The 13,084-nt window shown below is 41.4% G+C and carries 14 protein-coding genes; 11 read left to right on the forward strand and 3 right to left on the reverse strand.

Features of this window, described 5'->3' with window-relative positions:
* From ACM0OP_RS22050 to ACM0OP_RS22070, 5 genes are all read left to right on the forward strand, one after another.
* Positions 1-232: hypothetical protein (locus tag ACM0OP_RS22050; protein WP_414530557.1), on the forward strand; the 232-nt coding region annotated here is incomplete at its 5' end.
* Between the two features lie 10 nt (positions 233-242).
* Positions 243-1,679, forward strand: coding sequence for a phosphoglucomutase/phosphomannomutase family protein (locus tag ACM0OP_RS22055; RefSeq protein ID WP_414530558.1), 1,437 nt, complete (start codon positions 243-245; stop codon positions 1,677-1,679).
* A gap of 94 nt (positions 1,680-1,773) precedes the next feature.
* Positions 1,774-2,352 carry an RdgB/HAM1 family non-canonical purine NTP pyrophosphatase gene (gene rdgB, locus ACM0OP_RS22060; protein ID WP_414530559.1) on the forward strand — a complete coding sequence of 193 codons (579 nt, stop codon included), beginning with the start codon at positions 1,774-1,776 and terminating at the stop codon, positions 2,350-2,352.
* 75 nt (positions 2,353-2,427) lie between these two features.
* Complete coding sequence (locus ACM0OP_RS22065) at positions 2,428-2,904, forward strand: hypothetical protein (RefSeq protein ID WP_414530560.1); 477 nt, start codon at positions 2,428-2,430, stop codon at positions 2,902-2,904.
* A gap of 210 nt (positions 2,905-3,114) precedes the next feature.
* The gene (locus ACM0OP_RS22070; RefSeq protein WP_414530569.1) at positions 3,115-3,825 is read left to right on the forward strand and encodes an ATP-dependent Zn protease; all 711 of its coding nucleotides are present in this window, start codon (positions 3,115-3,117) and stop codon (positions 3,823-3,825) included.
* Here the strand turns inward: ACM0OP_RS22070 and ACM0OP_RS22075 are convergent.
* Entirely contained in the window at positions 3,794-4,819 is a 1,026-nt protein-coding gene (locus ACM0OP_RS22075) for a GGDEF domain-containing protein (protein ID WP_414530570.1), read from the reverse strand. The two genes, ACM0OP_RS22070 and ACM0OP_RS22075, sit on opposite strands and share 32 nt — an antisense overlap.
* Before the next feature lie 688 nt (positions 4,820-5,507).
* Positions 5,508-5,762: a hypothetical protein gene (locus tag ACM0OP_RS22080; protein ID WP_414530561.1), complete on the reverse strand. Its 255-nt coding sequence runs from the start codon at positions 5,760-5,762 to the stop codon at positions 5,508-5,510.
* Positions 5,763-5,895: 133 nt separating this feature from the next.
* Here ACM0OP_RS22080 and alaS point away from each other — a divergent pair, with 133 nt between their 5' ends.
* The 6 genes from alaS (at position 5,896) to ACM0OP_RS22110 (ending at position 12,296) form a co-directional block, all read left to right on the forward strand.
* Positions 5,896-8,538: an alanine--tRNA ligase gene (gene alaS / locus ACM0OP_RS22085; RefSeq protein WP_414530562.1), complete on the forward strand. Its 2,643-nt coding sequence runs from the start codon at positions 5,896-5,898 to the stop codon at positions 8,536-8,538.
* A 106-nt stretch (positions 8,539-8,644) separates the two neighbouring features.
* Positions 8,645-9,751: a hypothetical protein gene (locus tag ACM0OP_RS22090; protein ID WP_414530563.1), complete on the forward strand. Its 1,107-nt coding sequence runs from the start codon at positions 8,645-8,647 to the stop codon at positions 9,749-9,751.
* Between the two features lie 10 nt (positions 9,752-9,761).
* Positions 9,762-10,124, forward strand: coding sequence for a hypothetical protein (locus tag ACM0OP_RS22095; protein WP_414530564.1), 363 nt, complete (start codon positions 9,762-9,764; stop codon positions 10,122-10,124).
* 7 nt (positions 10,125-10,131) lie between these two features.
* Positions 10,132-10,890, forward strand: coding sequence for a hypothetical protein (locus ACM0OP_RS22100; protein ID WP_414530565.1), 759 nt, complete (start codon positions 10,132-10,134; stop codon positions 10,888-10,890).
* Between the two features lie 62 nt (positions 10,891-10,952).
* On the forward strand, positions 10,953-11,213 hold the full coding sequence (locus ACM0OP_RS22105; RefSeq protein WP_414530566.1) for a DUF2281 domain-containing protein: 261 nt from the start codon (positions 10,953-10,955) through the stop codon (positions 11,211-11,213).
* A gap of 204 nt (positions 11,214-11,417) precedes the next feature.
* The gene (locus ACM0OP_RS22110; protein WP_414530567.1) at positions 11,418-12,296 is read left to right on the forward strand and encodes a restriction endonuclease; all 879 of its coding nucleotides are present in this window, start codon (positions 11,418-11,420) and stop codon (positions 12,294-12,296) included.
* A 147-nt stretch (positions 12,297-12,443) separates the two neighbouring features.
* Here ACM0OP_RS22110 and ACM0OP_RS22115 read toward each other — a convergent pair whose 3' ends face one another.
* Complete coding sequence (locus ACM0OP_RS22115) at positions 12,444-13,025, reverse strand: L-histidine N(alpha)-methyltransferase (RefSeq protein ID WP_414530568.1); 582 nt, start codon at positions 13,023-13,025, stop codon at positions 12,444-12,446.
* Between the last annotated feature and the right edge of the window lie 59 nt (positions 13,026-13,084).

Consider the following 13,084-nt stretch of genomic DNA (forward strand, 5'->3'; position numbering starts at 1 on the left):
TTCCACTACAATTAGTATAGCAGCATACTGGTACACTAATGAATTAAAAGCCGTCGTAGAACGACAGGGCTTTAAACCCAGTTTTTTGGTAACTTCTAAGGTTGCTGAACTACTGGACAACACCCTAAGCAGATTGTATATTTCACCATTAAAGGCTGAATACATCAGCCTTCCGCTTATATATGACCCGCCAATTATGGGTGCTTTACGCATCACGACTCGTAAACAGTGAGGAGAGATGAATGCCAGTTGCTGCTAACGCGATTAAATTTGGTACCGACGGCTGGCGAGGCGTGATTGGTGATGACTTCACCTTTGAACGTCTAGCTCTGGTTGCACCAGTTGCCGCACAAGTATTATATAATACATATTATTCTACAGTTGGTAGCAAAACAATTGTTGTCGGCTATGATCGCCGATTTATGGCGGAAAAGTTTGCCCAAACAGTGGCTGATACCGTTAGTGCTGCGGGTTTTGATGTTTTACTCAGCGAAAGCTATGCCCCAACTCCCGCCTTTAGTTGGGCCGCTAAAGATTTAAATGCTTTAGGGGCGCTGGTGATTACCGCTAGTCATAACCCAGGGACATACTTAGGGTTAAAAGTCAAGGGTGCTTTTGGAGGTTCAGTACCACCGGAAGTCACTCAAGAAATAGAAAGGTTATTGTCGGAGGGTGTACCTGTTGCGGAAAAGCCCGGAAAGCAAGAAGATTTGAATCCCTGGCCAAGTTACATCACAGCCTTGAAAGCTAAAGTGAATATTAGCAAAATTCAAGCCGCGATCGCCTCTGGAAAACTGACATTATTTGTAGACGTGATGCACGGCGCAGCAGCAGGAGGTTTAGCCCAATTATTGGGGGATGGTGTCCAAGAAATCAACAGCGATCGTGATCCTTTATTTGCAGGTGGTGCGCCAGAACCTTTACCCAAATACTTGGCTGGGTTATTCTCCGTGATGAAAACTTACCGTCAAAGCAATCAATCCGGTTTAGCTGTAGGGTTAGTATTTGATGGCGACTGCGATCGCATTGCCGCAGTAGATGGTAACGCCAACTTTTTAAGTTCGCAAATCTTAATTCCCATTTTAATTGACCACCTCACCCAAAGGCGCAACTTTAGCGGTGAAATCGTCAAAACAGTCAGTGGTTCTGATTTAATTCCCCGTGTCGCTGCACTGCATAACTTGCCAGTTTTTGAAACCCCCGTAGGATATAAATACATTGCCGATAGAATGTTAGTTGCAGATGTATTGTTAGGTGGGGAAGAGTCGGGAGGAATCGGTTACGGGAGTCATATACCCGAACGTGACGCTTTACTCTCAGCCTTGTACGTTTTAGAAGCAATTGTAGAATCTGAGTTAGATTTAAGCGCTTATTATCAGTCTTTGCAAGCAAAAACAGGCTTTACATCGGCTTACGATCGCATCGATTTACCCTTAGCCAGTATGGATGTGCGATCGCGTCTTTTACAACAACTGCAAACCCAACCATTAACCGAAATTGCCGGTCAAAAAGTCACTGACTGTCAAACCATCGACGGCTATAAATTCCGCCTCGCTGACAATAGCTGGTTAATGATTCGCTTTAGCGGGACAGAACCAGTATTACGCCTCTATTGCGAAGCGCCCAATCTCAAACAAGTACATCAAACCCTAGCTTGGGCGAAAAATTGGGCAGAGTAAGTTATGAGTGCTGAGTAGAATCTCACAGCATATTTAACTCAGCACTCCCTACTCCCCACTCCCCACTCCCCAGTCCCTACTCCCCCAACTATATATGACTAAATTACTCGTAGTAGCTACAGGAAATCCCGGTAAATTGCGGGAACTGCAAGCTTATCTGGCTGATTCTGGTTGGGAATTAACCCTGAAACCCGAAACATTAGATGTGGAAGAAACAGGTGAAACTTTTGCCGCCAATGCTTGTCTCAAAGCTTCCCAAATTGCTCAAGCTACAGGACAATGGGCGATCGCCGATGATTCTGGTTTACAAGTAGATGCCCTCAATGGCGCGCCGGGGGTATATTCTGCCCGTTACGGAACCAGTGACTCAGACCGGATTTCTCGGTTATTACGGGAATTAGGAAACAGCGAAAATCGCCAAGCTCAATTTGTCTGTGCCGTGGCGATCGCCCGTCCTGATGGTAAAATAGCCTTAGAATCCGAGGGTATATGTCGCGGCGAAATTCTGTATGCACCCCGTGGCGCAAGTGGTTTCGGCTATGACCCCATATTTTACGTTTCTGAACAGCAACAGACCTTTGCAGAGATGTCACGGGAGTTAAAAGGGTCAATTAGTCATCGAGGTCAAGCCTTAAAGACTTTGGTTCCGCAGTTAACCACCCTGAAACCATAAACGGCATCAGTAAATCAGAGTATCAAATGTCAAAGTGATACTATATTATAATCATCGCTCTAATCCCCCCTGTAGATGAACAAAGCATTGAATGAAGCGCTTTCAGTTGAAATTGCTCAAAAGATTAAAAGTAAAGCTAATCAGACATTTGATAACGCCTACAAAGCAGTATTAGCCACAGAAAACGCTAAATATGTTCAGGGATTTTTAGTTATGGCTACCCAGCCAGATCAACCCATCGAACACAGTTGGATAGAAGTCAGCGAAACTTCCCTCAATGAACCTACTGTTAGCATTATTGACCCAAATTTCCCACATCTGCACACCACCCCCGCCCAACTGTGGTACTTTCCCGCCCAAACTGTGAGTGTGAAAAAACTCAAAGCCATTATTGAGGAATCAAAAGAAGATTATCCCGAAGATCATCCCTTACCAATATATGGCGAAGCACCTTATGAATATTATGGTGATGTCATGTTGGGTGGAAAGGAATATTTAGCAGCTTTTCAGGCCGCTGAGGCTAAGTGTCAAGAAATCAGAATATCTCAATAATATAGCTGGGGACTAGGTATTGGGGACTGGGTATTGGGGACTAGGTATTGGGGACTGGGTATTGGGGACTGGGTATTGGGGACTGGGTATTGGGTATTGGAAACTAAAAATCTTTCCCCCCACACCTCCCACACCTCCCACACTCCCCACACTCCCCACACCTCCCACACTCCCCACACTCCCCACTCCCCACTCCTCACACTCCCAAACATGAGTCAAACCGCCTTAAATTTAGTAGCAATATCAATATTTCTGATGACATTCTCGGTGTTGTTGGGGCCATTAATTCATTTATCCCCAGCAGTACCCGCAATTGCTACCTTCACTATTTTAGGAATCGCCACCTTCGATAATTTCAGTTTGCAAGGTCAGGGCGGTACAATTATATTAGACTGGATAGCGAGTTTTTCTCCTGAACACCGCGATCGCATTATCCACCACGAAGCCGGTCACTTACTCACAGCCCATTTGCTCAACATCCCTGTAACTGGTTATACACTCAGTGCTTGGGAAGCCTGGAGACAAGGCCAACCGGGACAAGGGGGTGTCAGTTTTGATGATGCTGAATTAGCAACTCAATTAGAACAGGGAAAAATCAGCGCCCAAATAATTGATCGTTACTGTACAATATGGATGGCTGGTATTGTGGCTGAGACTTTAGTTTTTGATAGTGCTGAAGGTGGGGCTGATGATCGCAGCAAGTTAGGGGCAGTTTTAGCAGGTTTGGGTTTCTCAGAATCAGAACGTCAGCAGAAACAACGATTTCATCTTCTGCAAGCCAAAACCTTACTCCAAGAAAATTGGTCTAGTTACCAAGCCTTAGTCAAATCTATGGAACAACGGGCTTCTATTCTAGATTGTCAACGTGTCATTAATGATGCTGCGGACATTAAGAAGAAACTAGTTTTAGATGAGAACTAGAGGGGGAATAGTCACGCCCAACCACTTGATTCCTGCCAGCAGTTTTGGCTTGTAATAAGTATTGATCAGCACGGTACAGTAAACTGGAACCATGCACATCATCATCTCTTTGCAAACTAGCAACACCTAAACTAACTGTCAGACGAATAGATACTTGATTGTTAATTTTAAACGGGTCTTCAGCTATGAGGCGATTCAAACGCTGGGCTACGCGCAAGACTTCATCTTGATTAGTTTTAGGTAGAATCACCACAAACTCCTCTCCACCATAACGAAAAGCTGTATCTTGAGAGCGCAGATTATGGCGTAAACGGGTACATAATAATTGTAACAGGCGATCGCCAACTAAATGACCATATTTATCATTAACCTGTTTAAAATAGTCCACATCTAACATCATCACACTCAAAGGAGTGCTTTTTGTCCTAGCTTTGATAATTTGTCTGGGTAATTCCCATTCCAAAGCCCGGCGGTTACTCATTTCTGTCAACGCATCAGCCAAAGCCATACCGGACAATAAATCATTTGTTTGCAGTACATCCCGATACTTCTGGGCTTTGTGTACACCCAGCATCAACTGAGCCAATAACAGACTATGATATGCAGTGACATCTTTGGTAGTGCTATTTATTTTGGCTAGATTAACCTGCCAAATATAAGCATCCGCCCCTTGTTCCAGCACATTGGCCGTCATTTTTAATTCCCATTCCCAGCTATGGTGTTTTCTCGCCATCAAATGTTGCGGACGATCCTCTAAAAGGATATAATGAATCCAGCATAATTTTGGCTGAGTTTTTAGCCAGTGACAAATTTTCATACACCCCTCAGCACTGGCCTGTGCAATTATGACATCGGGTGGTGCATTTTTAATCCGTGATACTGCTTGGTGTAAATCCACAAACACTTCTAAATCGACATCACTAGTATCAAGTAGATGATGAGGAAGTTGAGAAAAAAACTCTTCGCTACCAAAAACCACAATAGAAAATTTTATCATATATTTTTTATGCCTTGCTTCTAGCTAAAGTGTGGTACTTGTTTTGTAGTGAAAATTACATACGATTATATTGATTTCAACAGAAAAGTAAACTTCAAATATATAATTGGATGGTAATCTAATATTATTTGCTAATTATGATTCATTTATTGCTTTTTTGATCACACTATTTGCATATTCTCCCAGAATCTAAAAGTATATTTTATAGATATAAATCATTAATGTTAATTATAAGATTGAAATGTTAAGATTATCTAAAGTTTAACAATTTGTTATTGATAAAATGATATGCGGAAAATTAACATTGCAGGCATTGGCAATCATGCGATATGCGGAAAATTAACATTGCAGGCATTGGCAATCATGCCACAAAGTACCAATATTTTTAACAAAAAAACTTATGTTTATCTGATTAATATTATACATTTACTGATGCTCTCATATATTGTCAAAAATTTGAACATATGTTATTCCGGGGAAAAATTTATTTAAGGTATTTGATATAAGTTAACTTTAGGTTAAGACTTCCACCGATTAAACATCAGATGAGTAGAAACAGATAAATGATATTTTTTGATCAATTATGAAGAGCCTCCAATGTGAAAACCAGCAGTCACAACTACACTCCACGACATAACACGAGCAACATCGGGAATCCTGAGTTTTAGTACCACAAAAAACTGGGTTAGCTTTTGCGGATACACACTGAAAGAATGATAGGAGTGCAGAGTGCGATCGCACATCTAACTATAGTTAGATATACCTGGGTATTGGGTATTGGGGACTGGGGACTGGGTATTGAGAAGTAACAATCTTCCCCCACACTTCCCACACCTCCCACACTTCCCACACCTCCCACACCTCCCACACCTCCCACACCTCCCACACTTCCCACACTTCCCACACTTCCCACACTTCCCACACTTCCCACACTTCCCACACCCTGCCTCTTCTCTCCCTGCTCCCTGCTCCCTGCTCCCCTGCTTCTTCTTCGACTCACCTATGGCAGAGATGCCCAAATTTGAGTCATACTCTTTCTGTAAAAGCGACTATTTAAACTAATTTTGTCACTCATGCCTTCCAACCCCCAAAAACTTAGCGGTAACGAAATTCGCAACTTATTTTTGAACTTCTTCGCCGAAAGAGGACACCAAATTCTCCCCAGCGCCTCCCTTGTCCCGGAAGATCCCACGGTCTTGTTGACAATTGCGGGGATGCTACCATTTAAACCGATATTCTTGGGACAGCGCACAGCAGAATTTAATCGCGCCACCACATCGCAAAAGTGCATCCGCACCAACGACATTGAGAATGTGGGACGCACCAAACGCCATCATACGTTTTTTGAGATGTTGGGTAACTTCAGCTTTGGGGATTATTTTAAAGAACAAGCGATCGCCTGGGGCTGGGAATTATCAACTCAAGTTTTCGGCTTACCACCAGAAAAGCTAGTAGTCAGCGTCTTTGAAGATGATGATGAAGCTTATAATATTTGGCGTGATGAAATTGGCGTACCCGAAGCTAGAATTAAACGGATGGGCGAAGACGATAACTTTTGGGTATCTGGACACACAGGCCCTTGTGGTCCTTGTTCGGAAATCTATTATGATTTTCACCCAGAATTGGGAGATGAAAACATTGATTTAGAAGACGATACCCGGTTTATCGAGTTTTATAACCTCGTGTTCATGCAATATAACCGGGATGCTGAAGGTAATTTAACACCTCTGCAAAACAAAAACATTGATACCGGGATGGGTTTGGAAAGGATGGCGCAAATCCTGCAAAAAGTCCCGAATAACTATGAAACTGATTTAATTTTCCCAATTATTCAAACAGCAGCCCAAATTGCGGGGATTGACTACCACAAAAGCGACGAAAAAACCCAAGTTTCCTTAAAAGTTATTGGTGATCATGTGCGTTCCGTTGTCCACATGATAGCCGATGAAATTCGCGCTTCTAATGTGGGACGAGGTTATGTACTGCGGCGCTTAATTCGGCGGGTAGTGCGTCATGGGCGCTTATTGGGAATTAACAGCGAGTTTATTACCCAAGTTGCGGAAACTGCAATTTCCCTGTCAGAATCAGCTTACCCCAATGTCCGCCAACGGGAAGCAGCAATTAAAGCGGAGTTGCAACGAGAAGAAGCCAATTTCCTCAGAACTTTGGATAGAGGCGAGAAACTTTTAGCGGAAATCATCCAAGAGGTGAAACAGCAAGGCAAAACCCAAATTAGCGGTGAAAGTGCCTTTACTTTATACGATACCTTTGGTTTTCCCCTGGAACTCACCCAAGAAATTGCGGAAGAAAATCAGCTAACTGTGGATGAAGCGGGATTCAACGCCGAAATGCAAAAACAGGTGGAACGTGCCAAAGCTGCTCACGAAACCATTGATTTAACTGTGCAAGGTTCCCTGGATAAGTTAGCCGAACACATCCAAGCGACGGAATTTATCGGTTATACCCAACCTGCGGCGACAGCAAATGTCGAAGCCATATTAATAGATGGCATTGCCCAAGAGGAAGCAGAAGCGGGGACAGAAATTCAAATTGTTCTCAATCAAACCCCATTTTATGCCGAGTCTGGGGGACAAATTGCAGATAAAGGTTATATCTCCGGTGATGGGGTATTGGTGCGTGTGGAAGATGTGAAAAGAGAATCTGACTTTTTTATCCACTTTGGACGCATCGAACGCGGTATAATCCGAGTAGGAGATACTGTAACTGCTCAAATTGACCGGGCTTGTCGTCGTCGCGCTGAAGCTAACCATACTGCAACGCACCTATTGCAAGCAGCGTTAAAGAAACTTGTGGATGATGGTATATCTCAAGCCGGTTCTCTGGTTTCCTTTGATAGATTACGCTTTGATTTTAACTGTCCCCGTGGTTTGACAGCAGCAGAAGTGGAACAAGTGGAAGCACAGGTAAATACTTGGATTGCTGAGGCACATTCTGCAAACATAGAAGTATTACCTATAGCAGAGGCTAAGGCTAGGGGTGCTGTGGCGATGTTTGGGGAGAAATACGGAGAAGAAGTGCGGGTGATTGACTTTCCTACGGTGTCAATGGAACTCTGCGGTGGAACTCACGTCAGCAATACTGCGGAAATTGGCATCTTTAAGATTATCTCTGAGGCTGGTGTGGCTTCTGGGGTGCGACGGATTGAGGCTGTATCTGGCCCGGCGATATTGGATTATCTCAATGTTCGGGATATAGTAGTTAAGGATTTGTGCGATCGCTTTAAAGTTAAACCCGAAGAATTACCAGAGAGAATCACCACTCTGCAAACTGAACTGAGAAATAGTGAGAAACAATTAGCCAGTCTAAAATCACAATTGGCGATCGCTAAATCAGACAGTTTGCTGCAAACAGTAGAATCTGTAGGCGATTATCAAATTTTGGTGGCGCAAATGGAAGACGTTGACCCGGAATCATTGAAAACTGCGGCGGAAAGGTTACTGCAAAAAATCGGTAACGGTGCTGTGGTGCTGGGTTCGGTTCCAGAAGAAGGGAAGGTGAGTATAGTTGCAGCCTTCAGTGCAGAGGTGAATAAAAAGGGACTGCAAGCGGGTAAATTTGTCGGTGCTGTAGCGAAGATTTGCGGCGGTGGCGGTGGTGGAAGACCGAATTTAGCCCAAGCCGGCGGACGTGATGCGAGTAAGTTACCGGAGGCGTTAGCCAAGGCGCACAGTGATTTGCTCTCAGCCTTGAGTTAATTATATTCTCTTGTGGGGCAGGCATCTTGCCTGCCCTAATTTTTTGCTATGCTATTTTTTTAACAACCTTTCAAGTGCATCGGCGCAACATCTTGACCAATATTGTATGAGTATTAACGCTTTTGTCGATCATGGATATAACCCAGGTCGAGAGTTTTGTGAAAAGTTCCTTTCTAGTAATGAATTTACTGTTGAAACCCTTCAACTTATTTCATCACAAAAACATGGGCTGAAGAAAGCTGATTTAGCCGTAGATATAGCCAATGCACTTGAAAAAGGTAAGCTTACTCCAGAAGAAATATTACTTGCTTATGTAAAACAGTCAAGAACATGGTTGAGCTTAAAACTAGGTACGTGCGCTCGCACACCGAACCTAAATTCTTCTGCACCCTTGTTACAAGAATTTGGTCAGGATGGTTGGTACGGACCAATTCAAGATCCCAATCAACCCCAGAAAAAATGGTATATCCGAACTTATAAAATTGACGATTCTGTTAGGGGAGGAACTGGAACTACAAGTAAACCAGATAAACGTGATATTCGCTGGTCTCTAATTGCTGAGGTGGATCGAGATTACTTGGCTTTATCCTGGGATGGATTTACCTATAGTTCAGAACGCATAGAACAACGCACTCAATTCGCTTTCTGGAATTATATTCCTGGATTTATTGATGAATTAGCTAATCATTGCCAAGCCGACTGGAAGCATCCTAATCTTCATAAACTTGTTCTGCATGATATGTGGGATAAATATCTCAATTGTAATCCCTATAAATGGCGACATTTAAGGATTAGAGCAGAAGCATCAGGACTGGCTATCAATGCTCATAGCGCAGATGTTAAAGAGATTGATGTTAAAGGATTACAAGCTCTTTCAAATAAATTAGCTAATTCAGTTTTGAAGGTACTCGGTTTGTTAGATGATTCAGAAAAGATAACTAACGCTGAAGACGCAATTTTGTTAACCTTGCTCAAAGAATGGGGTACGAAATCTTATGAGTTTCAACTTGATGCTGAAGTGACTGCAAATGAAATAGAGACAGAACAGTTAAAAAAATTTACATTCAAGCCTCTCATCAAAGTACACTGCTATTTTGGACTCAAACCTAATTCTAAAACGCAAGATTCTCTTCAACATCTCAAGTGCTATTCAAGGTACTATGGTGGTAGTACTGGTGTTCTTGAGTTTCTACTGAGAGAACTGGGATTTTAAGGCTAAAGTTATGACTAGCTTCATCCACAAGGGTCATTTAGACTTCTTATCTGAGAATCAGAAGGCTGAACTGAACGAGCATTTTATGTCGGCATCAACAACAATGCCGCATCAACTTGCTGTGCGATTGGGTATAGAATACTCTGAAGCTCTAGCAATATTAGCAGATTTAGAAGCTAAAGGGCTGTGTGAAATGAAACTTCTCATATATCATAATTGCGATCCAGATGTCTCTGTAGATGCAATTCCTTATGGAATAGGTTTTCCAGATTTACCTTATACTTGTCCGCATTGTGAAAGTATTGTAGAAAATTATGATGAGCTATCGTTTGACCTTATGGCAATATCTAAACAACCAATAGAGTTTATTTAATTGAATTATGCAAAGTCAAGACGAGCTTGTGGAATCTATCATTAATACTATGGACTTACTTGAATCAGGAAATCCAGCATTAAATAAATTAGCTGTGTATCTGTGTAAAGTAAATGTTCAGCTACCTCAATATTTAAATAGACTTAAGATTTTTACAGAATTAGAAAGACCCACAACCAAACAAACACAGGAAGCAGGTCAGCTGCTAGAACAGATTGTACTTTTATTATTTAAAGGACTAAAAGGAATACAAAGTATTAAAAGTTTTCAATCAGCTGGTCCGCAATATGATTTGTTAGTAAGTGGTGATAGTCTTGAATGGAAATTCATCTGTAAAACTTTATATCTTGAATGGGAAACTAGAGATATAGTAATTGAGGCAAAAGCTACAAAATCTCCCTTAAAAGACCAGCAGTTTGCTCGATTATGTAGCATTATGGAACACAATTTGAGTGGAGCAGGTTTAGGAATTTTTTTTACCTTGAATGGTGCATCAGGATTTCCTCAAAGAGGTGATGCACGACAAAGAAGAGTAAGTGATTGTAGGCTACGTCAAATAATTTTTCATGCTAAGACAAAAAAAATTATAGTTGTTCTAGACAAGGAAGACTTATTTGAATTAACAAAAAATTATACTTTAATTGAAATATTAATTAGAAAAATTAGAGATTTATTTGAACTAAGTGGTTTACCTACTACTCCGGCTGAACATTTTCAGGAAATAGATTTACCTCTCCATTTAAAAATGCTGCATGATTCAGATTAAATATGTAAGACATATCCGCATACTAACAAGCTACAATATTCAAATATAAAAATTCATAATTGATGAAATTCAAAAAGACTAAGCAAGAAGCAGACAACAAAGATATACCTGCCTCACAAGTTAAATCAGAAGATACCCAGAGACTACCAGAATCCAATTCAACAGAAAATTCTCAATCACCCTACCGTCCAGCTTCTGGGCGTTCCATTTTGAGACACGCCAAAACCTGGGAAGGCGATGACTTTCAAGAGTGTCTTCAGTCGGTTTACGCCACGCGTGGTAAAGCCAAATTCGATTATGACTTAAATCCTTTTGAGTCATGAATCTATACAAAGCAACTTGGTCGTCAGTGATTAAATTCTGCAATATTGTAATGCTAGGGGAAGAATCAGGTGGCGTTTTCCGACGCAGAGCCAGAGACCAAACAGAAGTATCAACAATCACGCTCATGTCTGCTGACGTTGGTGTTTGTAGTTATAGTCTGCATCATAATCGATTTGAGTCATGAATGTATTACATACAAACCAATGAATGGACCCAAATTTGTCAGATTTTTCTCGCCAGTCATAGAAGCACTACAAGAGTTAGGCGGTTCTGGTCGTCCTTCCGAGGTGAGAGAGTTTATTGCTCAAAAATTGAATATATCTGAACCAGAAAGACTAGAGTTGCTTGCAGGTGGTGCGTCTCGTTTTGATAATCAAGTTTCATGGGCTAGATTTTATCTTGTTAAAGCTGGTTTGATGGATTCTTCAAAACGTGGTGTGTGGAGTCTAAATGATCACAGTAGAGCTATTAATTCGTTATCATTTGAAGATGCGTTATCTATTTTTAAGCAAGTTCAGGCTGAGTTTCAAACTAACAGAAATTCCACAGCAGAATTATCTGAAAATGAAGAGATAGTTGATGATAGTATTGCACCCAATAATATGACAGTTAATGATGATTCATCATATCGTCAAAAACTGCTAGAAACTCTAATGTCACTATCTCCATCTGGTTTTGAACGCCTATGTCAGCGACTTTTAAGAGAGTCAGGTTTTGAACAAGTTACCGTTACAGGACGTTCTGGAGATGGTGGTATTGATGGACATGGAATTTTACAAGTTAATCCATTTGTCAGCTTCAAAGTCCTTTTCCAGTGCAAACGCTATGCTGGTTCTGTCTCATCTCCACAAGTGAGAGATTTTCGGGGCGCGATGATGGGTAGGGCTGAGAAAGGGATAATTATTACCACAGGAACTTTTACACCAGATGCTCAAAAGGAAGCTCTCAGAGATGGTGTACCACCACTTGAGCTAGTTCATGGGGAAAAATTGCTGGATATGTTTGAGAATTTAGAACTTGGCTTAATACCTCGCAAAACTTTTGATGTTAATTATCACTTTTTTCAGGAATTTAAAACTTGATATTTATAGCTGGGGACTGGGGATGTTGCGGTGGGTTACGACGGAAATACATTTTTCGTGTTGTGCAAAGTTTTGTCGCCGTCTAACCCACCCTACTGACTGAGTTAAGACCCTTTTGATGTCTCGGTTTTATTATCCGTTTATGTCCTAACCTTCTTGGCTGTTGCTATAACTATCTACCACTTGACAAATAGCCATAATATGTGTTGCATATTTATTTAAACTATAGTGAACAAGCTTCAATCCTGCGGTTTCTAATTCTTGCATCAATTCCGGCATTTGATGTTTATGATGTCGCCAAATTGTCACCTCTTCACCTGCTAAAATTTCCACAGTCTCATCTACACCCAACTGGTTAAACCGGAAAGTGTAATTTTGCAGGAATTTCATGGTTGCAATCACACTATCTGTTTTGACATCATACTTTCTTAAAAGTTGGCAATATTCAGCTTTAATTCCTAACTTGTTTTGCAGGGTGTGATATATTCCTTCTACATGATACTTACAACCACCCCGCGCTTGACCATTCCATACAGCATTAACACCAATTTCGTTAGTGACTACCAGCAAATCATTTTTATTCATGCTGTTACGGAAGTTTTGCCAGACTCTATTTCTCTGGCGATGATTGCCAATGGTTACGCCTAAATGTAAAAATATGTTGGCGACATCTTGATTATGGGAATTTTGCCAAATCTCCCCAGGAATAACACTATTTTCTATATCCACTGGGTCAGAAATGTTGAATCTCGTTACAAAACTTTACATATTCAGGTATAGTAGTTTTA

This window comes from Nodularia chucula CCY0103 (genome assembly GCF_963923915.1).
GTDB lineage: Bacteria > Cyanobacteriota > Cyanobacteriia > Cyanobacteriales > Nostocaceae > Nodularia > Nodularia chucula.